The organism is Actinomadura sp. 9N407 (genome assembly GCF_044326315.1).
Lineage (GTDB): Bacteria > Actinomycetota > Actinomycetes > Streptosporangiales > Streptosporangiaceae > Spirillospora.
Genome location: NZ_JBIRAW010000012.1, coordinates 126645 through 150493 on the forward strand (window position 1 = coordinate 126645; position 23849 = coordinate 150493).

Sequence of the window (23849 nt, forward strand, 5' to 3'; positions counted from 1 at the left end):
CCACCCTGTTCGCCTATTCCACTGGCCGGGCTCGCGCCCAGCATCCCGGCTCGGGAGGGACGCCCCCCATGCCCCTCAAGCCACGGTTCCGTCAGGTCGGCGCGCTGCATCGCCGGTTCGTGGATCGGGAGTCGCTGCTGGAGGCGTTCATCCAGGAGCTGCACAGGCCCGGCGGCTCCCCGCGCGTGTTCAACACCTTCGGCGTCGGTGGCATCGGCAAGTCCCGGCTGCTCCTGGAGTTGCGACAGCGCTGCACCGAGACGCACCGTACGGCGGTCATCGACCTGCAGGTCCCGGCGATGCGCCAGCAGGAAGACGCGTTGGCCGTACTGCGGGTCGAGCTAGGCCGCCAAGGCGTGAAGTTCGACCGGTTCGATATCGCGTACGCGGTGCTCTGGCAACGTTTGCACCCCCACCTCCGGCTCTCCCGGAACGAGCTGCCTTTCGCGTCCGAGAGCGAAGCGCTCTCTCAGATCCTCGACGGAGCGGCCGGAGTCCCGGTGTTCGGTACAGGGGTCGGGCTGGTACGGCTCGTTGAGAAGGCGTCGACCGGAGTACGGCAACGGCGCCGGATCAAGGTGGACGAGACGCTTCGTACGCTCGATGACCTCACCAACACCGAGCTGACCGATGCGGTCACCTACCTGTTCGCCGAGGACCTCCGCGAATCCTGTGCGGATGGAGACCATCCCTACGTGGTCTTCGTGGACGCCTACGAGGCGCTGGTTCCGCTCGCCGGGAACTCGGGACGCGCGGCGGCTCAGGATGTCTGGCTTCGTGATCTGATCGCCCAGCTAGATCAGGGCCTGGTCGTGGTGGCCAGCCGGGAACCCGTCGACTGGCAGGCACATGACCCCGGGTGGGCAGAGGTGATCCGGCACCATCCGCTCAACGGCCTGCCCATGCAAGCGCGGCTGGAGTTGCTCCACGAGGGCGGGATCGCCGACCGCACCGCCCAGCACGCGATAGCCGTCGCCAGCCAGGGGCTCCCCTTCTACCTGCACCTGGCCGTCGACACCCAAGTCACCGCCCGCGAAAGCAGAGTGGTGTCGTCCGAGGAGATTCTTCAGCGGTTCCTGCAGCATGTCGCCCCGGACGAGATCCGTACCCTAGAGCTCCTCAGCATCGCCCGGATCTTCGACTTCGAGATCTTCCAGACCGTGGCGGACGCCTTCGACCTTCCCCACCACCGGCCGGCTTGGGAGTCGCTCACCGCGTACTCGTTCGTCTATTCGGCTGGGACGAACGGACGCCGCCTGCACCAGTTGATGCGCGCGGCCCTAAACCAGCGGTTGTCAGAGGCCACCATCCGCGACGTACAGACCATCCTCCAGCGCGTATGGGATCGCCGTACCGACCAGGCCTCGGCCCCCGCCTCGGCGGACGGAACCACCACTCAAGCTCGTGCCGTCCGGGAAGCGGCGTTCTGCGCCCTTCACACCGGCACGCTCGACGGCGCTGGTGTCCTGACGTACGCGGACCGCGCCATGACTCGTGGTGGAAAGCAGGCCTCGGACGGGGTGCTGCGCGACCTGCAGGAGTACTTGCACGCGGGCTCCGGAGACTCGGACCTGGCACAGGCGGCCTACTGTCTGGAGGCCGAAACCGCGGTCGTCCTAGGGGACGCCGACACAGCCAACCGGCTGACCCCGGTCATCGACTGGCCCCTAGACCATGTGGTTGGAGCCCGCCTTGCTCTTGCAGGGGCACACGGACGCCGCATCGCCGGAGCCACCAGCCAAGCCCAGCACCTCTTCTCCAAGGTGTGGCGAGAGCACGCCGGGCCCGTACGCCTGCGGGCCGGCTACTGCATGGCCGACCTGGACATGTGCCAGGGCCGCTTCCGCGCCGCACAGGCCACCGCTGAACAGATCCTTGCGAACGCCCCTGCCGAAGACCTCGTTCTCCAGGGCGACGTCGTACGACTGCAACATCTCGGCCACCGCTTCGCGCTCGATATCGACTCTTCCTGGCGTGCTCTGGAACGGGCCGCGCTCCTGTACGAGCGGGCAGGGGCCGTTATGGAGCAGGCCAACGTCAAGACCAATCGAGCCGAACTCCTCGCTTGGAGCACCCCGCTCCGTGCAATCGACGCAGCGGCCGAGGCCATCGAGGCGCACTCGGAGCTCGGTGTCCAACACGAACTCGGCAAGGCCTACACAGCCCTAGCCATCGCGCAGCTACGCCTACGCCAGCACCACGAAGCCGCGGTCTCGTTTCAGACCGCTGCCGAAGCACTCGAACGCGCCCAATATCGCTCAGGACGCGCTCGCGCCGAACTGTTCCGCGCGTTCCTGTACGTGCGGACCAATGACCTTGAACGGGCAGCCACGTCGGCTCGCTGGGCGGTCCACGAACTACTCGAAGCCGAGGTCTACCCCACATTGGTCATGCTGGCCGCACAACTTCTGAACGCCATCGGTGCCCCCGACGAGCACGTCACCATCGCCGCGCATTCCGCACGCGGGCAGCTAGACCCCCTGGACTCGACAGCCGCACTCGAAGCCCGTACGGAAGCCTTGGTGATGGCCCTGCTGGAGGACAGATGACGTGGGTGGACCTGTACGAACGAGCCCGCGCTCGCCCTGATGCGGCCGCTGGCTACTACAACCACAACATCCGCATCGACACCGCTGACGGGCCCGTCATCGTACGGATTCCCATCCACGGCGCCGACATGATGGACCTCCGGCTGTGGCCTGAGGATGAGGTTCTCGCAGCTATCGCGCCGTACGTTCAGCACGCCCCACGTCTGCTGCATGCCTCCACCGACCCGCCGTTCCAGGTCCACGAGTTCATTGATGGCGACCTCCTCAACGACATCGCCCCTCGCGGCACCGCCGTCCCGTCCCATGTCCCGGCTGACGTGGCCCAATTCTTCGTTCAGCTAACTCACGTCCCCAGGGAAAAGCTCCCGCCCTCCCCAGAGGGCTGGCCTCCCGACGGCGACACCACTGCCTTCGCCCAGCAGCTCTCCACCTTGACCCAACGGGTGTACGACACGTACCGCGGTGACTACGCCGACCTCTACGCCTCGTTCGGCATCCCGACCGATCCGCTGGCTCCCATGGACGCGCTCTGGCACAGCCTCACCCGACGCCCCTTCGTCTGCGTCCACGCGGACGTCCACCGCCGCAACATGATCGTGAACGGCGGAACGAGCAACATCCTCGACTGGGAACTCGCGCTGTGGGGCGACCCTGTCTACGAGTTGGCCGTCCACCTCCACAAGATGGACTACCTACCTGCCGAACGCGACGCCCTGCTCGCCCACTGGCTCAATCACATGCCGGCCGAGATCATCGTCGGTTGGGAGGAGGACCTGGACTGCTACCTCACCCACGAGCAGATCAAGTCGGCCATCGTCGACTCCGTCCGCTACGCCCAACTCTTCGCCCAGGGCGGCCCGTACCCGTACCCGCCCGACCAGCTCGTGGCCTCAATGACCGCCAAGCTCAACGCCGCCCGCCCCCACTGGGACATCCCGGTACAGCTCAGCATCGATGTGGTGAAGACGTCCCTTCTCGCCTGACCCACAGCACCTACTTATAGAACTAACCGGACAAGCCGGAACAGCTTCCCAGATACCAGCTTTTGCGGAAGAATCTGGCCATGGCACCCTCAGCAAGGCTCGCTATTGGTCAAATCGTGCGATACCCCGACCCGCCTGTCGTCGATCCCGAGTACATCGATGAATACCGCAACTTCTTCAACCTGACCGCTGCACCGAACACACCACGGCTCATCATGAACCGTGGGATTGACCGTCCAGCCTTGACAGAAGCATCGGACGGAAAAAGAAGAGCCGTAATTCTCATTCGTTCAAACCCGATTCAGGCTGGAACGACTAAGACTCCGTGGCATGATGTATTCAACATGCGCGAGAGGCGCCTAACTTATTACGGGGATCACAAAGTTAACACGGTGCAGCCACTGGGAAGCACCCTGGGAAACGCCTCCTTGCTGGAAACGGCGGAAGCGCATGAAGCCAACTCCAAATCAGCTCGGAGTTTGGCCGTACCCCTGCTGGTCTTTAGAACAGTCGAGGTTGGAAATCAAACCAAGGGATATGTAGAGTTCTGTGGCCTAGGGGTCATTGAGCAGTTTCAGGCTATTCAACAAGTTGATCCGCCCACGGGAACACAGTATCCGAATTACGTGTACGAGATCAGGTTCTTGGACTTGGCCGCTGAGGGCGACCAACTTGATTGGCGATGGATAAACGCGAGGCGAGACCCGAGCCTGTCCATTGAGCAGGCGAACGCACTGGCTCCCTCATCCTGGCTGGCATGGGTAGATACGGGACAGGTTCGATTCGAAAAGAACGGGCAGCCTGATCCTGACGACACAGAGAACAAACCAAAATCACCCGACTGGGCATGGGATGAAATCGTCTTGGCGTGCGCACTTACATACAAAAACGACTGGCGCGAGGTCAAGAGAAGCGACCCACGAGCCATGGAACTTTCAGACCTGCTTCAACTGTTGCCCGTACACCCACACTGGGCACGCGGGGATGATTTCCGAAATTTCAATAGTGTTCAGCGCAAAACAGCAGATATCGCCACGGCCCATCCGTCCTACCGCGGAAAGGCCACCAGAGGTGGCCAACTAACGCGGCAGGTAGTGAATGAATTTATCAAAAACCCCGAGCGAATGCTGGCGACGGCGGATCAAATCAAGAACACCATTGCATCAGAAGACACTGCTCTTATCGAGAAAATCGCTCAGACGAGCACAGCCGAGGAGGATGTTTCCGCAGACGAAGGCCAGGTACTGGAACGTTTGCATCGCGTGCGGGAACGTGATCCCGGTCTAAGGAGAGCAAAGATACGCGCCTCCGCCACGCTGGCATGCGAGGCCTGCGATTTTGACTTTTCAAAGCAGTACGGAACCCACGGTGAGGGCTACATCGAGGTACACCACATAGTGCCACTCCATCAGGCTGGACCGTCCAAAACAAGACTCGCGGACCTCGCCCTGCTCTGTTCAAATTGCCACCGAATGAGCCATCGACGCCTGAACAGCACAGGCGCATGGCCTACTCCTCAGGAGCTGCGTCACATTGTGGCTGTTCAGGTTCGAACTCCACGTTCAACCAGCGATTAGAACAGCGGAAGGTTAAAGGTGAGCAAGTACACCCGATTGATTGTAGCCTGGTTCATCGAGTTCGCGTTTACGACGACCGTGTGCGGCTTTTCCCCATCGTGCCGCTCAGGGCCAGAGACATTTATCGTGTACGGCGCCACTGCTCCTACCTCCAGGACGATACCGGTCAGGCGTTCGCCGAATCCTCGGGCGCACCAGCCGGGAGCGTGTCCAGGAGATACTGGCCGGCCAACTCGTGCAGGCGCATGAGTTGGGCTGGGTTGATGGTCTTCAAAGACAGGCTACGGGCTCCGTCAGCAGCATCTCGGCGTGCTTGAGCTGTGCTTCAAAACTCTACCCGCCGATGACTCGGTGGCCATCGCCTTCAGCCCGGCGACGTCATCACGTGGATCCCCTCAGGGCACGACCGGAACGATGGTCACGTCCGCCCCACGCTCACAGAACCACGCTTGAAGGTCAGCGTCGGCGAGCCGCTGATCCTCGGCGACATCGCTCGGCCCGACCAGCGTTCCGGTTGCTCCCGCGAGTTGAACACCAAGGATTCGACTCGAAATGAAGAGGGTCCGCTCAAATTTGGCACTGCGGAAGTCAGCGCCTTCCAGGTTGGCACCATCAAAGCCTACGCCACGGAGAGAGGCCTGTTGAAAGTTCGCTTCCCTAAGATCGGCGTTCAACGCTTCAAGGCCGGACAACCAAGCATTGACGAACGTCGCCTTCTTTCCGAGCACGCCGTACAAATCCGCTCCTATCATCTCCACATCGTCGAAGCACGCGCCCTGGAGGGAGGCATCGGTAAAATCAGCACGATTCAGCGTACAACCACGGAACGAGACACCATCGAGGCAGGCTTCAGCGAAATTGGCACCATTCAATTTAAGCACTTGGAGGATCGCTCCGCGAAAGTCGAGCCTGTAGCCGTCGAGCTTACTTTCCTCGCCGTGCTCGAGTCGTTCAAGGTGGGCGCGTAGCGCCAACGCGGCCGACTCGTTGTCCGGCCAACGATAAACTCCGGATTCAGGCGCCGACATCTTTATCGTGGACGGTCGCGCGCGATCTATTCCATGGCTGCAAGCGATAATCAATGGTTGTTCTGCTCATAGTTTCTTCGCACCTTTTTGTAGGCCTTAACAAGGTGCTCCCCAGCCCTGTCTCGAACGGCGAGCCTGAGCACGCTCAATGGCACCATGGACACGGAATCGCCTTGAGCGGCATATGACTTGATGTACGGGTTCTTGTGATACGGGTTATCGACGGCGTTCTCAACTTCCTGGTCTTGATACCGCCAGAAGGCGTAGCCGGGACGAACCAGGGATTCACCCAGGTACCTGATCGCACCTTGAATGAAAGCGCTCTCCTTTTGTTCCGTGACCTCTTCCCGGGTTTGGAACCGCTCAAGCACGATTTTTTCCAGCTCTTCAAGAGACCCTCGAGAGAAGTCGAACCTGAAGACACCTGGAAGGTGGCGCCCGCGCCACGCGGAGAGTTCGGCATCCATGCCGGTCTTTCAACGTTCGAGAAAGAGAGCCTCAGCGTCGTTGAGTTTGGGCTCGTTGAGTTGTCCGGGACTGGCAGCAGCGGTAGCCGGGACCCGCTGCTTCCCATGGTGGGACACGTACTGCTGGGCGGTGCCGTCGAAGACTGAGGTCAACTCATGGCCTGTGCGCCTTGAAGCGAGAGAAGCTACCAGATATAGGGGGGCTACTGGAACGTCGGTGCCATCGTCGTTGACCAGGTGAGGTACACCCGCGAAAATAGCGTCCCGGTCAGTGTGGTAGCGCCACTCTCCACCGAAGTTCCGGATCAGCGTTTCGCCGATATATCGCGCACATCGATCAAGGAAGTCTCGGTGGTTGACCGCATACACAGATCGCCTTTCTGCGAATGTGTCGAGCAGGATTTCCTCGAGGCGAGCCAGCGAACCCCGCGAATAGTCGAACGGAAAGTCCCGTGGCAGGAGGAAGTCTGCCAGGCCGGCCAGCCTGGGGTGCATCGCCTCCAGCCACTCCTGGAAGACCCCATGGCCGGCGAGCGGAGCGTCCTGGCAACCACCATCTGACGCTTGGCCCTGGCCAGGAGTCGAGTTTGTCATGCACAGAATCCTCTACGGCGTAGACCCGTACTGGTCAGGTACTGCTGGTCTCCAAGTCCTCGCGCATGCCGTCGTAGTCTTCGGTGAACGTCTCCCCTGTGCGCTGCTCGACGGCGACCTGGATGGACCATAGGGGGACGCAGTCAAAGGGCTCATCGGGTGGCGGAACGTTAGATAGGACGTAAGGAATGCGGTGGTACACGTTCTCTGCCGGAGCGTCGTCGCCCCAGTCTTGGTAGTGCCAGTGCGCGAAGCCGGCACGGACGAGGGTCTCGCCGAGATAGCGGACCGCGCCCTCAACGAAGTCCGCGTTCGACTCATGAGTGACTTCATCCTCGTCGCGGAAGCGGTCAAGAACGACCTGCTCCAAGGCCGCGAGCGAGTCCTTGCTGAAGTCGAGTACGATATCTTCTGGAACGAACCCCGCGCGCCACTGCTCCAACTGCTCCGGCATCTGGCGCTGCCAACGCTCCAGGAAGGCACGAGCCGCGTCGGAGAGGTCTGGTGCCTCCGCCGTGCTTTCTTTAGCAGGTCCCTGTACGGGATCCGTTCCCGCCTTCGCCTGGTAGGCGTCGTAGTACTCCTTCGTGCCGTCGAAGACGTGCGCGAGTTCGCCGCCTGTACGTCGCGTGAGGAGCGATGTGATCAGGTGCAGGGGAACCACGCCGACGTCCGTGCCGTCGTCGTTCACCACATAGGGATACCCCGAAATCGCGGAATCAGAATCCGTGCTGTAGCGCCATTCGCCACCGAAGTTGCGGATGAGGCTCTCGCCGATATAACGAACGCATCGGTCCAGGAAGTCCTTGGATTCGGCGGCGTAAACGGCTTCCTTGTCGGGGTACTCCGACAGAAGGATCCTCTCAAGATAGACAAGCGATTCCCGTGAGTAGTCGAATGGGAAGTCCGCCGGGAGCGAGAAGTCCTCCAGGCCCGCAAGGCGGGGGGACATGGCGGCCAGCCACTCGTCGAAGACCTCCCTTGGGGTGATCGTCTCGGGCGTGGGCCGCTCGGGAAAGTCCGCCATGACACCTCCTTGGAACTCCGGTCGTCAGGCCACGGACACGAGGCCAGCATACCCAGATCAGGGAACCGGGCTGCCCTGTCCATGCCATACCTGGTAGGGGATGCCGGCTTCGTTCAGTTTCTTGATGTCCGCCGCGGAGGGCGGTTCGCCGAAGATATAGACGATCTTCCAGCCCTTGGCGGCCAACTGCTTGTCCTTGTCGAGCTGTGTCAGCCCGGACGCGTCTTTCTTCGGATCGAGCGAGTTTCCTGACTTGAGTTCGTAGGCCAGTCTTTCCTCTGGATTGACGATATCGTAATTGCGCTTGACGCCGGTCAACTCCTTCAGGTCCGTGTTGGTCACCCAGCCATCGGTATCCTTGAAGCCGTGGTCGCCATAGAAGGCATTCTCGTACGCGTCACCCTTGGGCTTGCGGCCCAAGTTGTCGATGTAGTAGTTGTCGCGCCAGAAGTCCCAGGACTTGGCATTTGTCGGATGACTCTTGAGGTATTCTTTCCAACGGGCCAGCATGTGCTCGCGAGTGCCGGGCTCGTAATTCTTGTGGTTCTTGATGCCCCGAAGGTCCTTGGGATCCGGCTGAGGCTCATTGCGGAACTGCTCGGCGGGGTTCTTCCATGAGTATTTGCGTGGGTTGTCGGGAGTTCCTCCCTTGAGTGGGTTGCCATCCATGCCTGGCGGCTTCTCACTGTTGGGCGTGGACTTCTTGCCCTTGCCGAAGAGGTCGTCGACCCACTTGCGGAGCTGGGGGCCGAGCCTCTTGAGCAGGGGCGCGAGGAGGCGGCCGATGCCGGCGCCGACCAGGCTGAGGGCGGCGCCGATCAGGCCCTGGGTGAACAACTCCTTACCGCTGATCTTGCCTTCGGCCCAGTCGACGGTGTTGCCGAGGAAGTCGCCCGCCCCGAACAGGATGGCGCCGGCGGCGAAGATCCCGCCCAGGGGTAGCTCGGCGAGCCAGCCGAGGACGGGGATGAAGGCTGCGGCGATCATGGCGACGGCGGCGATGGCCATGATGGCGCCGCCGACCCATTTGAGGGCGGTGGCGATGAAGCGGAAGACGTCGGCGTGCTCCTTGATGAAGCCCTTGATGTCCTGGATGCGGTCGCCGATCCAGTTGCCGGTCTTCTCCAGGCCGCGCTCAAGCCAGTTCTGGTCGCTGGTGGGCGAGGTGCGGCCTGCCGCTCGGATGGCCTGGCCGGCCCGGGTGGCGGCTTCGTTGGCCTGGTTGCGGAGGGCGGCCGCCTGGGTGAGGTGCTGCTGCCAGTTCCCTTCCAGGCCGGAGAGTCGACCGTCCAGCTGGGCCTTCTGCTGGTCGTAGGCCGTCTTGGCCGTCGGATCGTCCTTGGTCTGGGCTTCGGTGGGTTCCTTGAGGTTGGATTTGGCGTTCTCGGCGGACTTCAGGGAGCCGAAGGTCTGCTGGGCGTCCGAGCGCAGGGTGCCCATCCGGGACTTGAGGGAGTCGAGCTCGTTGGCGAAGCCCGTCAGGGCTTGGGAGACCTGGCCGAAGGCGGTGTGGGCGGTGTCGTAGTGCGGGGGAAGCTGTGCCACACCGGTGCGGAAGAGGTCGCCCTCGCTGCCGATCCATTCACCTGAGGACAGGTTGCGGATGTCGCTACTGGCCTGACCTGCCGCGGTCGAGAAACGGCCGTATTTTCGGGCGCTCTCTCGAATTGTTTCGGGCTCGCCCTCAACCTCGAAGGCCGCCGCGGGGAAGTTGAGAACCGTCATGGCACGTACCCCTTGTGCACAGGAACGGGAATGGTTCGGATGATAACCTAGATGGTGACTATCCTGACTTCGGTTTGTGTGCCAAAGGGGGTGGTGATGGCCTCGTCGTACTTCAGCGTGCGTCTGTCGACGTTGCAGCACTTGGGAAGCAGGCTGCAAGAGGTCGGCAAGACGGTGAACTCGGGGGCGACTTTCGGAGACGCCAACGGTGCGGAGAGTTACGGAGAGATCAATTCCGCGCTGGGCGACTTCAAGTCGGACTGGGAGAATGCCACGAAACGCCTGGTAGAGAAGACCGGGACGTGGGGGCAGAAGACCAGTGCCGTCGGTCAGTTCATGGGCGAACATGATCAGGCGATCGCGGCGGCCTTGCGAGGCGAGAAGGCGTGACCGCTTCCGGCCACATCCATCGGCCTCCGTTCGCTTTTCGTGTCGAGGTGCCCGATGACTGGACGGTCTTCGATACCGCACCAGAGACGTGGCGGCACAGTGCGAAAGCGCTGGTCAGTGGTGGGGAGTTGACCCCTGCTCAGCGTCGCGGCGCGATGCGGATCCTGCAGGATGTGGCCGAGTCCGCCCAATTGGTGGGCGTCTGCGTTTCGGCGGTGAAGCTGGCCAGAGATCGGGAGCGCCGGATTTTCTGGGGGACGCTCTCGCTGACCTGGTACGACTCGAAGCCGATCGAGCCGGATCTCGCCTTTCTCGAGATCGTGGTCGGCAAGCGGGATCGGCGGCAGATCTTCGAATGTGATCTCGCGGCGGGCCTGATCATTCGCGGCCGAACGGTCTGGGCGGATCCGCTACCCGGAATCATGACCGAGGGTCGCACGTACGACACGCAGATCTATCTGCCCATGCCCGGCACCACATGGACCGCGCTGTTCAGCGGGAGTACGGCCGCGGCCGCTCATGCCGATCTCATGGAGAAGCTGGTCAGGCGAATGGCGCTCTCACTGAAACCGGATCTCCCCGTACGCAACCCCAAGAGCGGTCCTGAACGTATATCAGAGGGAGCGGACGCCTTGCGCGAGCGGCTGCGGTCGGCGACGCACGGCGATAAGCGATCTTGAAAGGAGTCTTCGTGGGAACCAAGTTCTCGATCACCGGCAACGCCGTCAACAAGCACGCCACCAATCTCGATACCTCGGTCAACAACCTGAACGCCAATCTTCGCCAGTTCCTGTCGGCGATCGAAGGCCTGCCCACGGTGTGGCGGGGCGCGGCCTTCCAATCGTTCAACCAGTTGTCGAACCGCTGGGCGCTCGCCTCGCGCGACCTCAACGGCGCACTCACCACGATCCGAGGCCGGGTGGGCAACGCCGGGCATCTGTACGACACCTACCACGCCGAGCAGGCGAGCAACCTCAACCGGACGATGGCAGGAGCCAACTGGGACGGCGCCAAGTTCCGCGCCTGACGCGCCCGCGCGCCCGCCGCGCCTGGGCACGACCGACGAGCTTGAGAGGAAGAACCGTGGGAGAAATCTACAGTTATGACTCCGGGGTCGCGCGTGACTCCGAGGGCGGGCTGGCCGCGACCATCGCGGCCCTGGAGGGCAACCTGGCCGAGCTGGGCGGGTTCGTCGCCAGTGTTTCCGCGAACTGGGAGGGCGACGAGCAGGGCATCTACCGCAACGTTCAGAACCAGTGGGACAACGGCGCCAACCAGATCAGGGAGATCCTCGCCCAGGTCAAGACGGCGCTCGGGCAGACGACCGAGTCCGTGGACACGATGCGGGGGCGGGTGCGCACCACCCTGCAGGCGTGATGGATGGATGATCGGCAGAGGCTGGAAGAGCACGGCCTCGGGCGGCAGCGGCTGGTGGCCGGTACGGTCCATGGATCATCGTGGCGCGACCGGCGGCGGCGTGGGGCCGTGCGGCCCGTTCTGGGCGGTCTGCTCCTGGCCGTGCTCGTCGCGGTGGGATTCGGGGTGGCCGCGTATGTCGCCGATCAGCTGGAGAAGCAGCGGCGTTCGCGGTCACAGTCGATCGTCCAGGTAGGCGGTCTGGACGAGCAGCGGACGCCGGCCGCGACGTACGAGGGCGCCGCGCCCGGGAGGTTGTTGCGCGGGGTAGACGCCGGGCCAGAGCTGCCCTTCCTGACGATCGCCGCTCATCACGAACCCGGTCGCGCCCAGTTCGCGCAGGCGCTGCAGGAACGGCTCGAACAGGGCTCGGCCCACGCCGCCGGCGTGCCGGGCGAGGAGGAAGTGCAGACCGATGTCGCGGGCCTGCGGGAGGAAGTCCATCAGGGGCGCGAGCGGGTTGCCTGAGCCGCTGGGAAGCAATTCGTAATCGTCGATGACGACGACGATCTGTGGTCCCTGCCACCAGGAGCGGTCACGGAGCTGCTCGGGGGTGACGTCCTCCGGCGGGAGGCGGTTCTTCAACTCGCTGCTCAGCCCCACGGCGAGGCCGGAGATGGCGTCGGGCGTTCCGGCGTAGGCACCGAGGTACGCGTCGGGAACGAAGCCGAGCAGGGAGCGACGCGGGTCGAAGACGGCGAAGACGACGTCGCCGTCGGTATGGGTGTCGATGTACGACCGCACGACGCATTTCAGCAGCGAGGTCTTGCCGCTCCGCCCCTCGCCGAAGATGAGCAGATGCTCGTCCACTCCGAAGAGATCGATGTTCACCGGGCGGAGGTCGGTCTCTCCGATGCCCAGCATCAGCCGCCCGGAGATGAAGTCGACACGCGGCGGCAATAGGCGAACCGGTGGTACACGGGGTCCAGGCCAGGTGTGGTTGATCTGGCTCGCGGCGTCGAGCAGCGCGTCGTACAGGCCGGCGGTACGGGCGTCTCCGTCGAGGCGGGGCAGCGCGATCTGGGCCAGGTTGCGGTCTGCGGTCAGGCAGCGGCCCGGCTGGTCGGAACGGATGTTCTCGACATGCTTACGCGAGATCATGGAGTCCATCGGGTCGTTCAGCCGGAGCTCGATCCGGCCACCGATCGCGGGCTGCAGGTTGGTCCGCAGATCGTGCCAGCGCGGCGCGGTGAGGATGAGATGCACGCCGTACGCGAGGCCGCGGGCGGCGATGTCGGCGAGCACGTCCCCGAGATCCTCGTAGTCGCTCTTGATGGTCATGTAGTTGTCGATCACCAGGAAGACGTCCGCGACCTCCAGTTCGGGCAGCTCGCCCGCCTGCCACATGCGCCGCATGGTCTCGGGTGAGTCGATGCCCTTGGCGCCGAAGATCCGCTCGCGATCGTCCAGTAGGACGGCGGCCTCGCCGATCGTCCGGCGTACTCGTTCGGTGTCCAGACGGCCGCAGACCGTGCCGACGTGCGGCAGGTCCGCCAGCCCGGCCAGCGTCCCGCCGCCGAAGTCGACGCAGTGGAACGCCACCTCGCCCGGGGTGTGTGTGAGAGCGGCGGCGAGGATGAGCGTACGGAGCGCGGTGCTCTTGCCGCTTTGCGGCGCGCCCAAGATGGCCAGGTGCCCGCCGGCGCTCGAGAAGTCGTGACACAGGTCGTTCTGGCGCTGCTCGGCCGGTACGTCCAGTAGCCCGAGGGGAACGCGCAATCCGCCGTAGCCGTGCGCGCGGAGGCCCAGCCGGGGGTCGTGTACGGGCTGCCCGGTGATGGCGTCCAGGGTCAGCTCTCTTGGCAGGGGCGGGAGCCAGACCTGGTGTACCGACCCGCCCATGGCGGCTAGCCGCTCCACGGTGACGCCCAGAACGGTCGGTTCGTCGCCGTCGTCGTCGAACTCGCCCTCCTCGCTCTCCAAGGCGGACGGTTCGCGAAGGGGCTCGTTCCCGGGATATGTGGGGAACGCGACGAGGGGCACCTCTTCGTCGTCGGTCGCCATCTCCACGCCCCGGTACGGGCCGGAGACATAGGCGCCCTTGAACCGTTCGAACATCGTGGTGTCGACCTTGAGATACCCGGAGCCCGGCACCGGGGGCAGTTCGTAGGCGTCCGGTGCGCCGAGGACGGCCCGGCTCTCCTCGGCATTGAAGGTCCGAAGTGCCAGCCGGTACGAGACGTAGCTTTCGAGGCCGCGCAGGCGTCCTTCCTCCAGGCGTTGGCTGGCGAGCAGCTGGTGCATCCCGATGGAACGCCCGATGCGGCCGATCGCGATGAACAGTTGGATGAAGTCGGGCTTGGCGGCCAGCAGCTCGGAGAACTCGTCCACGATGACCAGGAGGTTCGGCAGGGGCTCCAGGCGCTGTCCCGAGTCGCGCCGCCGGTTGTACTCGGCGACACCGGACAGGTTGCCCGCGTCCATGAGGATCTGCTGGCGCCGCTTCAGCTCGCCGAACAGTGCCTCGTGCATGCGGTCGACCAGGCCGAGATCGTCCGAGAGGTTGGTGATGGATCCGGCCGTGTGCGGCAGGCCCTCCAGACCGGCGAAGGTGGCACCGCCCTTGTAGTCCACGAGGACGAAGGCGAGCCGTTCCGGAGAGTGGGTCATCGCGAGGGCGAGCACCAGCGTGCGCAGCAACTCGCTCTTGCCCGCTCCGGTGGCGCCCACGCACACGCCGTGCGGTCCCATCCCGCCCTGCGCCGATTCCTTGAGATCGAGGATCAGTGGGGTGCCGTCGGCGGTCACGCCGATCGGGACCCGCAGGAAGTCGCGGGTCGTGCGCGGCAGCCAGGAGATCGGCAGATCGCCGATGTCCTGCGCGCCCAGCAGCTTCGCGAGATCGAGGTCGGCGACCAGCGGTTCGTCGGCGCCCGCCGTCCCATGGACAAGGCGCAGCGGCGCCAGGGCACGGGCAAGGGCCTCGGCCTCCGCGCCGCTCATCTCGTCCAGGCGAGCGGTGAGCGCGGGCCTGCGGTCGGCCGCGTCGTCGCCGAGGTCGTCTCTGAGGTCGTCGACCTCGGCGACCTCGTCGATCGACACCCGGACATCGACATGGGACGGCTCGGTTTCCCGGTCCGGTACGAGGTGGACGACGCAGACTCCGAGATCACCGAGGGTCAGGGACGCCTCGGGCGAGCGCAGTTCGGCGCGCCCGTCGAGGCCGTTCTCGTCGACGATGACGACCAGGCGCTCGCGCGGTGGCGTCTTGGCCCCGAGGCGGACCGACCGGTTGACATACGCGGTGCGCTCGGCGAGTTCGCGTTCCAGAACCGTGCGCAGCGCGTCCGCGGAGTCGGCCAGGTAGCGGCGTGGGTCAGGGCCGCCCGTGGCGGGAGCGAGGCAGTGGGGCAGCCACTTCACCCAGCGCCAGAGCGGCTCGGCTTCACGGGCGAAGCACAGGGCGAGCCGTACGTCGTCGGGGGCGTGCAGCGCGGCGGTCTGCGCGATGAGGAGCCGGGCGACCTCGCGTGTCTCCTCAGGAGAACCGACGACGGAGACCGTACCGCCGATCCCGAGCGGGACGGTGATCGGCTGGTTGTGCAGGACGGTGTAGTTCTCGACCAGCCGCTCGGCAGCGCGGTGGCAGATCGCGTCGGGGACTTCCAACGGGTTGCCGCTGGGGCGCAGCGTCGCGCGGAGGGCTCGCTCGACCGTTCCCAGGCCGATGCGTACGTGGAGGAAGTCGGCGTCGCCGGGGCGGCGTTCCCAGCGGCGGGCGTTCTGGCGGGAGAAGTCCAGGAGCGCGCCCGGCGGCGGATGAGCGAAGGCGGCGGCCTCGCTCTGGGCCCGTGCCGCCTTCCGCAGTTCCTCGCGCAGATCTTCGAGGTAGGAAAGGTAAAGCTCGCGCGTGCTCGCGGCCTGACGGCGTGCGCCGGTGCGCTGGCCGATGAACATCAGTACCCCGCCCGCGACCATTGCCGTGATCATGACTATTCCGGCCAGCAGGAAAATGGGATTTCCGCCGGCGATCATGAACATGACCATGCCGAGGCCGCCGAGCGCCGGCAGCGCCACCTGCATCGTGCTCTGCAACGCGCTCGGCGGGCTCGGACGCTGCGGGATCGCCGCCAACTCCCGCCGGCCGGACGGAACGGCGGGCGGACGCGTCCGCGCTGGACGATGTACGACGACGTGGCCCATAGGTCCCCAAGAATGCGTCACTAACTCATGCCGTCATGGCCTCGATGGGAACATGTCATATTAGCGACATCCAATGTCATGTCAGGCGATATGTGAGGTCCAGGTGAAACGGTCATGACCGGGGCGTTCACGCGACTCACCGTGGCCGGCCCCGCGGCACGAGTGGACATGTCCATTCCCGGTGACGTCACGGTCGCCGAGACACTGCGTCTGATCGGCGCCCCGGACGCGGAACGGCCGCGCCGGTGGGTCCTCGAACACCCGGTCAAGGGTCCGCTGGCGCCCGACAGTTCGCTGAGCGCGGCCGGAGTCCTCGACGGCGAGACGCTCTACCTGCGGCCGGACGACGACGGGCCGCTCGCCCCGTACTCCGAGGACGCGGCCGAAGACGCGGCGGCGCTGGCCGACGCGGCGCCGGGGGCCTGGAGTCCCGCACTGACACAGGCGACCTCGGCGGCGATCCTGGCCATCTGGCTCGGGCTTTTCGGGCCGGTGCTCATCTGGAGATACGGCGCAACGACCCAGGTGATGACCGCGATCGGCACCGTCGCCGGGATCGCAGCCGGCACCGCCGTCTCAGCGCGCCGGCTGCTGCGCATCCCGTTCGCGACCGGGCTCGCGTACGGCCTGATCGTCCTCGTCGTCTCGTTCGCGGTGGCCGCCGCCGAGTTGATCGGTCTCGAACGATCGGGCGCCGTCTGCGCCGGCGCCCTGGCCTTGGTCGTCGCCGTCGTACCCGCGTTGTGGCTCGGTCCCCCGCTGGCGCCCGTGACAGCGGGGACGGGATGCGCTGCGCTGTTCGTCGCGGCGTGGTCGGGGCCCGTCGCGCTCGGCCTGCCGGTGGTACGCGGCGCCGCCACCACGGTCCTGCTCGGGATCGTGGTGGCCGGATTCCTGCCGCGGGCGGCCGTCGAGGGAACGGGGCTCGGGCGGATCGCCGACCAGGTCATGGCGGGTGGCGCCGTCCGCCGCAACGATGTCAAAGCGGCCGCGCGGCATGCCCGTACCACGCTGGCCTGGACCTTGGCCGGCCTCGCCGTTCCCTGTGCCGTCGCGCTCGCCGTCCTGGCCGGCGCGTCCGGACTCTGGCCGCTCGCGACCGCGGTGACGTTCGCGTCGGTCCTGTGGCTGCGGGCTCGTACCTTCGGCCACGCGTCCCACATCCTGGTGCTCACGGCGGCGGCCGTCATGGGCCTCCTCGCCGTCGCCTTCGCCCAGGTCCAGCACGTACCGGGTCCGGCGCTCCCCACCGCGATCGCGCTGGCGGTCGGGCTCGTACTGACGATCTGCGCGGCCGTACGACTCCCGGAGATCACCCGCATTCGCCTGCGGACGATCCTCGACCGGGTCGAGTTGCTGGCGATGATCGCCTGTGGCCCGCTGCTGCTGGGTGTCTTCAATGCCTACGCCTGGGCGGCCGGGCTCGGCGGTTCCTGAAAGGCAGGCCATGGGCGGTGTGGACCGGACGACCGGCGACGTTCCGTCGTTGTTCTCCATCCTGACCGGCGCCCTCGACGCACGGGACGCCGGCTTCGACGCGAGCGCGGTCAGCGATGGCTACGCACCCGATACGACGATCGCGCCTCAGGCGGCCGAGCCCGGGCCCGCGCTGAACAAACCGGCCGGACCCGGATCTGGACCCGGAACCAGCAGACCGGCCGCACCTGCACCCAGCAGACCGGCTGCGGTCACGGACGTCCTGCTCATCGGTCCGACCGCCCGGCCGCCCGCGGCTTCCGTGGGGACTCGGGCGCCTCGCCTCCCCGATCCCCGCCGGGCCGAGTACGTGAGAAGGATCAAGGCTCCGGTCGGACATCACCGGCGGGTCATCGTCCTGGGCGTTCGGCCCCGGTCGGGAGCGACGACCCTTGCCTATTGCCTTGGAGACCTCCTGGCGTCGCTCCGCGACGATCGAGTGATCGCACTGGAACTGTGTCCCGGCGATCGTGGGCTGGTGCGCGGGCACGTTCCGCGCGCCTCGCGTACCGCCCAGGACCTCGCACGGTACGGCGCCATGGTCAGGGAACCGCTGGATGTGCAGCACTTCACGTCCTCGACCCCGCACGGGCTGGATCTCCTCCGCACCGGCTCCACGAGCGATCTGCACCCCACCGAGTACGACACCCTCTCCGCTCTCGTCGAGCGTTCTCACGCCATCAGCCTCATCGACGCCGGTTCAGGCAGGACACCCGTCGCGCTCACTCGAGCGGCCGAGATCGCTGATCGGATGGTGGTCACCGGCCTGCCGACGGCCGTTCAGCGGATGCCGCTCGTTCTCGACTGGCTCAGAACCATCGGCCGCGCCGACCTGGCCGCGTCGGCCATGGCGATCCTCATGCCGGAGAGCGACGAGCAGATGCGAGCGCGGCTGCGGGCCACCTTCCCCCACGTCCTGGCGATGCCGCACGATCCCCATCTGGCCCAGGGTGGTGTGGTCGACCCTGCGCTGGTCAGCGTTCCGGTCAAGGACATCTTGCTAGAGATCGCGGCGGTGCTCCTTTAGAGAAGATCGCTGGTCATCTCGTACAGGCGCATGGCATTGGTGGGGTTGAGGGTCTTCAGGGACGGGTCTACGGGCTTGCCGCGGTCGTAGGCCAAGAGGCGGCTCTCTGGCGGGTTGGCGATGAGATCGATGATGGGCTCGATGGCTTTCGCTGGGGACTTGGCGGCGACGCGGGCCAGGAGCTTGATGGCGGTCTTGAGGGGCTGGCTGAGGGAGTCGGTGCCGCTGTCGGTGAAGCCCGGGTGGAAGAGCAGGTAGCGCGTACGGCCGTCTGGGTGGAGCTGGGGGTACGCGACGCCTTGGAGCTCCGTGGCTCGGCCGCCTTGGAGCATGGCTCGGAGGGCTCCGTAGTTGTTCTTCAGGGTCAGGTCGTCCCAGTGGATCTCGCCCTTGGTGACGCCGAGGCCGCAGATGTTGACGATGACCGGGTCCGCCCCGTTCTCCAGCAGGTCGGTGAGGCCGTGGCTGAGGAGGAAGCGGCTGACGTAGTAGAGCGAGAAGACTCCTTCGTAGCCGTCCGGGGTCTCGACGCGCTTGGGGAAGTGGCGCATGGCCGACAGGACCAGGGCGTCCAGGGAGTCGTGGCGGGCCGTGACCTCCATGATGACCCGGCGGTTTTCGGCGACGGAGGTGAGGTCGGCCTGGATGAACGCGGCGCGGTCGGTTGAGGCCTCGTCCAGGAAAGCTTGGCCTTTGGCGGGGCTGCTCCCGATGACCGATACGCGGGCGCCCTTGGCCAGGTAGTGCAGGGCCAGGGCTCGTCCCATGCCTGTGGTGCCGCCGGATACGACGAGGTCCTTCATGCGGGCTCCTAAGTCATCGATCGCTGACTTAGGACGCTAGCACCATGCCCCGCTACTATGTCAACGGTCGATGACTAGGAGAGTTCATGACGCGGAAGCGGGATCGGGCCGCTACCCGGGAGCGGCTGCTGGAGGTCGCGCGGCTGCGGTTCGCTCAGGGCGGGTTCGACGCGACCAGCGTTCGGGACGTGGCGCGTGAGGTCGGGGTCGATCCGACGTTGATCTTTCGGTACTTCGGGTCCAAGAAGGGGCTGTTCGACGAGGCCATGGCCGGGGACGAGCCGGATCTGCTGGACGGGCCGGCGGAGGAGCTCGTCGCTCGGATGGTCAGCACCGTCATCTTCAAGGACTGGTCGAGTCATGGGGGCGAGCACCCGCTGGTCGCGATGTTGCGGTCGAGCGCCCATGAAGATGCCCGGCTGCGCATCCGTGAAGAGGTCTGCAACACCTACGTGAAGGCCTTGGAAGAGCTCGCCGAGGGGCCGGACGCGGAGCTGCGGGCTGAGTTGTTGAGTGCGTGGTTGGTCGGACTGGGGATCTTGCGGTCGGTGGTCGGCACACCCGCGTTGAGCGAGGCTGAGGCCGGTGACCTGGCTCCGCATGTTGAGGCTGTCGCCAGCGCCTTGCTAGGACGGCCCATGTCGGGGAGTGCTTGAGGCCCCGGGTCAACCGATCTGGACGGCCATTCGTGCGGCCGCGGCCACTTGGGCGGGATGGGTGAGCTGGGGGTTGTGGCCGGCTCCCGGGATGGTTGTCACCACGGCGGCGACGACGTCGTGGGTGAGCGGGTCGAGCTCTCCGGTGATGATGCGGATCGGCACCGGGCAGGTGGCGAGCAGTGCTTGTAGCTCGGCGCGCTCGGTACGGCGTTGTGCGCGGTCGAGCCATCGCGCGGTGCGGCGGGCGACACCTGGACGCCGTAGTTGTGCGACTGCTTCGTTCAGCGCGGGGATGTCGGTGGCTGCGGAGCCGAGCAGGAGCTTGGCGAGCCGCTGCGGTGAAGCCGTCCGGAGTACAGGGCCGACGAGCGCGGGTGTGCGCAGGTGCCACCGGGGGCGGCGCTGGAGGAAGTACGGCGAGACGAGGACCAGGCCGGCGACCCGTTCCGGATGGGCGTGTGCGTAGCGCAGGGCCGGTGCGGTGCCTGCCGAGTGGCCGATCAGGACCGGCCGGGTCTGTACGGGAGCAAGCAGCTCGGTGAGCCAGTCGGCTGAACGTGGGGACGGGGACGGGGACGACCGGCCGAGCCCTGGGAGATCCGCGATCAGGGCGGTGCCGTCCAGCTCAGGCAGTACGCCTTGCCACGCTTCGGCGTTGAGTGGCAGGCCGTGGAGCAGGACGTACTCGGGAGTGATGCGATCACCGGCGAGATAGGTCTGCGTTCCGGAGATGGCGTGGAGTGCTCCGTTCAGCGGCGGCTGGGCGCGGCCGAAGCGTTCCGCGACGAGCCGGTCTGCCCACCGGCGAAGTGCGTCCTGAACGGGCGGGTGGCTGAGTCCCAGGGCGTCGGCGGACGAGGTGTCGTAGCGGTCGTCGGACAGGAACGGCAGGGTCTCGGGGTCCAGCTTGGTGAGCGCGCGGGGCAGCCGTCGTACGAGGCCGGTCGGCACGACCAGGCGTGGCGCACGCACGCCGAGGTGCTGGGCCAGGAGCGCGATCAGGTCGGGCAGATCCGGCGTCGCGTCGTCGAGGACCCAGTGCGCGCGGTACGGCTCCTGGTCGTGCTCGGGTACGGCGGCCAGGAAGCGGGCGAGGTGATCGACCGTCACCACGGGGATGAACGTACGCCGCGTGCCGGCCAGTGCCGGGAGCCGTCCGTTCCAAAGCTTCTCGACCATGTCGGCCAGGCCGATGTACTGCCCGGCCTCACCGGTGACCGAGTGCCCAATCACGGTGGCGGGGTTGACCACGGTCAGGGGGATCGCTTCCTGCGCGGCCGTGGCTTGAACTGCGGCGTGAGCCTCGCGCTTGGACGCCTCGTACGCGCCGTAGCGTCGGTAGAGCTTGCTCAGCTCCTCCTCGGAGTCAGGGAAGGGAACGGCCTCGTCCATCCCGACGCGGTAGCCGGATATGTGGACGAGGCGCCGAAGGTGTGGGCGCGTACCGGCCCAGCGCAGAACGTTCAGGGCGCCGTCGACATTGGCTTGCCGGGCCTCGTCGCGTCCCAGGCCGAAGCGGTACACGCCGGCGACGTTGAAGACGTCCCGTACGGAACCCAGCTGGTCCTGGTCGCCTGGGGCGAGTCCGAGCTCCGGCTGGGTGAGGTCGGCCGTGATGACGGTGAGCGCGTGCGTGTCGATGCCGTGCTCACACAGCCAGGTACGCAGTTCATCGCCGCGGGCGGGCCCGCCTCGGATCGTCACGGCGACGGAGCGTCCCTGTGCGAGTAGCTCCGCCGTCAGCCATCGGCCGATGAGGCCTGTGCCGCCGACGACCAGGGTGTCGGGTTCGTTGGCCATGAGGTTCTCCTAATAGACCGGTCTGCATATTTTGTAGACGTGCGAAGACGAGGGCCTTCATAACGTGGGATTCAGGCGCCGAGCAGGACGGCCGCGGAGCGTCGGGCCCGTTCGATGGGCACCCGGCTACGGCTGGCACGGGCCAGGACGAGCGCTCCCTCGATCAGCGCGAGCAGGGAGCAGGCCAGGTCATCGGCATGATCGGGGGCGTGGCCATCGACGACCAGGCGATCGGCGAGTGCCCGCTGCCAGGCTTCGTACACCTCCGCGCAGACCTTCTGCAGCGGGTCATTGGTGGCCGCCACTTCCAAGGCGACCGTGGCGATCGGGCATCCCTTGGCGTAGCCGGCCTCTTCCATCCGGTCGGCCAGCGCGTCCAGCACCGCCTCGATCAGGTCCGTGGCGCTCGGGGCGTCGTCCGCGAGGCTCCGGACCAGGGTGTCGATCTCCTCACCCGACACCGCGAGGGCCTCCGCGATCAGTTGATCCTTGCCGCCGGGGAAGTGGTGGTAGAGCGAGCCGCGGGGCGCCTTGCCCGCCTGGATCACCTCGTTGAGGCCCGTACCGAAGTAGCCCCGCGTCTCGACCAGCGAGCGCGCGGCGTCGATCAGCCGCGCCCGTGTCTGATCTCCCTTGACCGCCATGCGCTCAAATTAGACCGGTCTGCATAATTTGTCCAGCCGGACCCACCGGCACCGCGAGAGCCAAGCCGGTCACTCCATGCCCTTCTTACCTGGAGTCCAGAACGGCTTGGTGAGGACTGACCGCCTGTCCCAGCCACGATCGTTGACGAGATGTGCCCGTACAGCCTGAACGGTACGAGCCTCGCCCGCGACGTACGCGATACCAGGCTCGGCAGGCAGAGCAAGGTTCCGGACGGCTTCGACCAGGGGCTCCGACGACGCGGCCGAGGCGCCTTCGCGGTAGAGCCATTTCACGTCCTTGAGAGGCAGGCACTCGTCCGGACTGTCCACCTCGATGACGGCATGAACAGGCGAGCCCTCAAGCGAACGGAGCATCGGCCCGAACGCGACCGAGGCCGTCTCCTCCCCCACGAACAGGTGGTACGGCGCCGGGCGCGGGATCATGGAGCCTTCGGGCTTGGTGAAGATGAGTTCTTGGCCCGGCTCCGCCGTACGAGCCCAGCGCGCCCCCGGGCCGTCACCGTGGTCCAGGACGCACAGCTCGAGCCCGTCGTCGTCGCCGTCCCAGATCGAGTACGAGCGGCGGGTCATCAGGCCGTCCACACTGATCCGGATCTGCTGGCCAGGTTTCCAGGACTGGGCAGGACAGGCGATCCGCAGCCGGCGCATCCGGCCGGCGAGGAAGCCGGTGCTCTCGATGGTTCCGGTGACGAAGAACAGGTCGCGCAGGCGCACGGCACACCCTCCAAGATGCGATATGTCGCGTAACGAAAAGTCACGATACATCGCGTCTTACCGCCAGGCCAGGGCCAGTCCGCAAACGTCTCCGCCGGCGAAGGCGTCAGCGAACGCCGCGCGGGCGGAACTGGATGCTGATCCGGGGTCCGGTGGCGCGGGTGCTCTTGGGTACGGCGTGGTCCCAGGTTCGCTGGCAACTGCCGCCCATCACGATGAGATCCCCGTGCCCGAGTTCATGCCTGATCGCCGGGCCGCCGGAACGGGGCCGCAGCAGGAGAGCGCGTGGGGCGCCGACCGAGATGATCGCGACCATCGTGTTCTCGCTCTTGCCGCGCCCGATCCGGTCGCCGTGCCAGGCCACGCTGTCGCGGCCGTCCCGGTAGAGGCAGAGGCCGGCGGTACGGAACGGCTCCCCCAACTCCTCCTCGTAATGCGCGTTGAGAAGCTCTTTCGCCTGGTCGAGCGAGGGGTCGGGAAGCGGGGCGTCCTCGTCGTAGAAGGAGAGCAGGCGAGGCACGTCCACGACCCGGTCGTACATCCGGCGGCTCTCGGCCCGCCACGGCACCGTCTCCGACAGCCGCTCGAACAGGGCGTCGGCGCCCGCCATCCAGCCGGGACGGGTGTCGATCCAGGCTCCATGGGACAGCGTGGTCCGCTGGACGGTCGAGCCGAGCTCGCGCGGGCCCGTCTCATCGTCCCAGCAGTCGAGCAGCGAGCCCTGGAAAGCGCCGTTCATGACCCCACCCTACCCACCGAGTCAAACATACGTTCGATCAAATGCCCGCCAGGTCCTCGTTCCGCCA

Annotated in this window: 21 protein-coding genes; 10 read left to right on the plus strand and 11 right to left on the minus strand. The window is 66.0% G+C overall.

Annotated features, from left to right (window positions below):
• The first annotated feature begins 68 nt into the window (after positions 1-68).
• From ACH34Q_RS20825 to ACH34Q_RS20835, 3 genes are all read left to right on the plus strand, one after another.
• Positions 69-2549, plus strand: coding sequence for a hypothetical protein (locus ACH34Q_RS20825; RefSeq protein ID WP_395984652.1), 2481 nt, complete (start codon positions 69-71; stop codon positions 2547-2549).
• On the plus strand, positions 2546-3532 hold the full coding sequence (locus ACH34Q_RS20830) for a phosphotransferase family protein (protein ID WP_395984653.1): 987 nt from the start codon (positions 2546-2548) through the stop codon (positions 3530-3532). The genes ACH34Q_RS20825 and ACH34Q_RS20830 overlap by 4 nt, the downstream gene beginning before the upstream one ends.
• An 80-nt stretch (positions 3533-3612) precedes the next feature.
• Complete coding sequence (locus ACH34Q_RS20835) at positions 3613-5109, plus strand: HNH endonuclease (protein WP_395984654.1); 1497 nt, start codon at positions 3613-3615, stop codon at positions 5107-5109.
• Between the two features lie 395 nt (positions 5110-5504).
• On the opposite strand, the gene ACH34Q_RS20840 is transcribed toward ACH34Q_RS20835, so the two are convergent.
• From ACH34Q_RS20840 to ACH34Q_RS20860, 5 genes are read right to left on the minus strand one after another with little or no spacing between them, the layout of a single operon-like run.
• Positions 5505-6137, minus strand: coding sequence for a pentapeptide repeat-containing protein (locus ACH34Q_RS20840; RefSeq protein WP_395984655.1), 633 nt, complete (start codon positions 6135-6137; stop codon positions 5505-5507).
• A 50-nt stretch (positions 6138-6187) separates the two neighbouring features.
• Positions 6188-6604 (minus strand): hypothetical protein, encoded by a 417-nt coding sequence (locus tag ACH34Q_RS20845; RefSeq protein ID WP_395984656.1) that lies wholly within the window; start codon positions 6602-6604, stop codon positions 6188-6190.
• Positions 6605-6613: 9 nt separating this feature from the next.
• The gene (locus ACH34Q_RS20850; protein WP_395984657.1) at positions 6614-7198 is read right to left on the minus strand and encodes a hypothetical protein; all 585 of its coding nucleotides are present in this window, start codon (positions 7196-7198) and stop codon (positions 6614-6616) included.
• A gap of 34 nt (positions 7199-7232) precedes the next feature.
• Positions 7233-8225: a hypothetical protein gene (locus tag ACH34Q_RS20855; protein WP_395984658.1), complete on the minus strand. Its 993-nt coding sequence runs from the start codon at positions 8223-8225 to the stop codon at positions 7233-7235.
• A gap of 57 nt (positions 8226-8282) precedes the next feature.
• A complete protein-coding gene (locus ACH34Q_RS20860; protein WP_395984659.1) occupies positions 8283-9950 on the minus strand; it encodes a WXG100 family type VII secretion target in 1668 nt (555 codons plus the stop codon).
• 51 nt (positions 9951-10001) lie between these two features.
• Between ACH34Q_RS20860 and ACH34Q_RS20865 the strand changes: the two genes are divergently transcribed.
• Genes ACH34Q_RS20865 through ACH34Q_RS20880 form a run of 4 tightly spaced genes read left to right on the plus strand, consistent with a single transcriptional unit; the run spans position 10002 to position 11717 of the window.
• On the plus strand, positions 10002-10340 hold the full coding sequence (locus ACH34Q_RS20865; RefSeq protein WP_395984660.1) for a hypothetical protein: 339 nt from the start codon (positions 10002-10004) through the stop codon (positions 10338-10340).
• The gene (locus tag ACH34Q_RS20870) at positions 10337-11020 is read left to right on the plus strand and encodes a hypothetical protein (protein ID WP_395984661.1); all 684 of its coding nucleotides are present in this window, start codon (positions 10337-10339) and stop codon (positions 11018-11020) included. Before ACH34Q_RS20865 ends, ACH34Q_RS20870 begins: the two co-directional genes overlap by 4 nt.
• Positions 11021-11031: 11 nt before the next feature.
• On the plus strand, positions 11032-11367 hold the full coding sequence (locus ACH34Q_RS20875; protein WP_395984662.1) for a WXG100 family type VII secretion target: 336 nt from the start codon (positions 11032-11034) through the stop codon (positions 11365-11367).
• A gap of 56 nt (positions 11368-11423) precedes the next feature.
• Complete coding sequence (locus ACH34Q_RS20880) at positions 11424-11717, plus strand: WXG100 family type VII secretion target (RefSeq protein WP_395984663.1); 294 nt, start codon at positions 11424-11426, stop codon at positions 11715-11717.
• A 213-nt stretch (positions 11718-11930) separates the two neighbouring features.
• Here ACH34Q_RS20880 and eccCa read toward each other — a convergent pair whose 3' ends face one another.
• Complete coding sequence (eccCa, locus tag ACH34Q_RS20885; RefSeq protein ID WP_395984664.1) at positions 11931-15830, minus strand: type VII secretion protein EccCa; 3900 nt, start codon at positions 15828-15830, stop codon at positions 11931-11933.
• A 183-nt stretch (positions 15831-16013) separates the two neighbouring features.
• Between eccCa and ACH34Q_RS20890 the strand changes: the two genes are divergently transcribed.
• Both ACH34Q_RS20890 and ACH34Q_RS20895 read left to right on the plus strand, forming a co-directional pair.
• Positions 16014-17336 (plus strand): EsaB/YukD family protein, encoded by a 1323-nt coding sequence (locus ACH34Q_RS20890; protein ID WP_395984665.1) that lies wholly within the window; start codon positions 16014-16016, stop codon positions 17334-17336.
• A 517-nt stretch (positions 17337-17853) separates the two neighbouring features.
• The gene (locus tag ACH34Q_RS20895; RefSeq protein ID WP_395984666.1) at positions 17854-18402 is read left to right on the plus strand and encodes a hypothetical protein; all 549 of its coding nucleotides are present in this window, start codon (positions 17854-17856) and stop codon (positions 18400-18402) included.
• Here ACH34Q_RS20895 and ACH34Q_RS20900 read toward each other — a convergent pair.
• Complete coding sequence (locus ACH34Q_RS20900) at positions 18399-19205, minus strand: SDR family NAD(P)-dependent oxidoreductase (RefSeq protein ID WP_395984667.1); 807 nt, start codon at positions 19203-19205, stop codon at positions 18399-18401. The genes ACH34Q_RS20895 and ACH34Q_RS20900 overlap by 4 nt on opposite strands.
• 86 nt (positions 19206-19291) lie before the next feature.
• On the opposite strand from ACH34Q_RS20900, the gene ACH34Q_RS20905 reads away from it, so the two are divergent.
• Positions 19292-19861, plus strand: coding sequence for a TetR family transcriptional regulator (locus ACH34Q_RS20905; protein WP_395984668.1), 570 nt, complete (start codon positions 19292-19294; stop codon positions 19859-19861).
• Positions 19862-19870: 9 nt separating this feature from the next.
• Here ACH34Q_RS20905 and ACH34Q_RS20910 read toward each other — a convergent pair whose 3' ends face one another.
• The 4 genes from ACH34Q_RS20910 to ACH34Q_RS20925 form a co-directional block, all read right to left on the minus strand.
• On the minus strand, positions 19871-21664 hold the full coding sequence (locus ACH34Q_RS20910; RefSeq protein WP_395984669.1) for an alpha/beta fold hydrolase: 1794 nt from the start codon (positions 21662-21664) through the stop codon (positions 19871-19873).
• Positions 21665-21735: 71 nt separating this feature from the next.
• Positions 21736-22308 carry a TetR/AcrR family transcriptional regulator gene (locus ACH34Q_RS20915; protein ID WP_395984670.1) on the minus strand — a complete coding sequence of 191 codons (573 nt, stop codon included), beginning with the start codon at positions 22306-22308 and terminating at the stop codon, positions 21736-21738.
• A 69-nt stretch (positions 22309-22377) separates the two neighbouring features.
• Entirely contained in the window at positions 22378-23043 is a 666-nt protein-coding gene (locus ACH34Q_RS20920) for a siderophore-interacting protein (protein ID WP_395984671.1), read from the minus strand.
• Between the two features lie 106 nt (positions 23044-23149).
• On the minus strand, positions 23150-23782 hold the full coding sequence (locus ACH34Q_RS20925; RefSeq protein WP_395984672.1) for an alpha-ketoglutarate-dependent dioxygenase AlkB: 633 nt from the start codon (positions 23780-23782) through the stop codon (positions 23150-23152).
• Positions 23783-23849 lie beyond the last annotated feature (67 nt).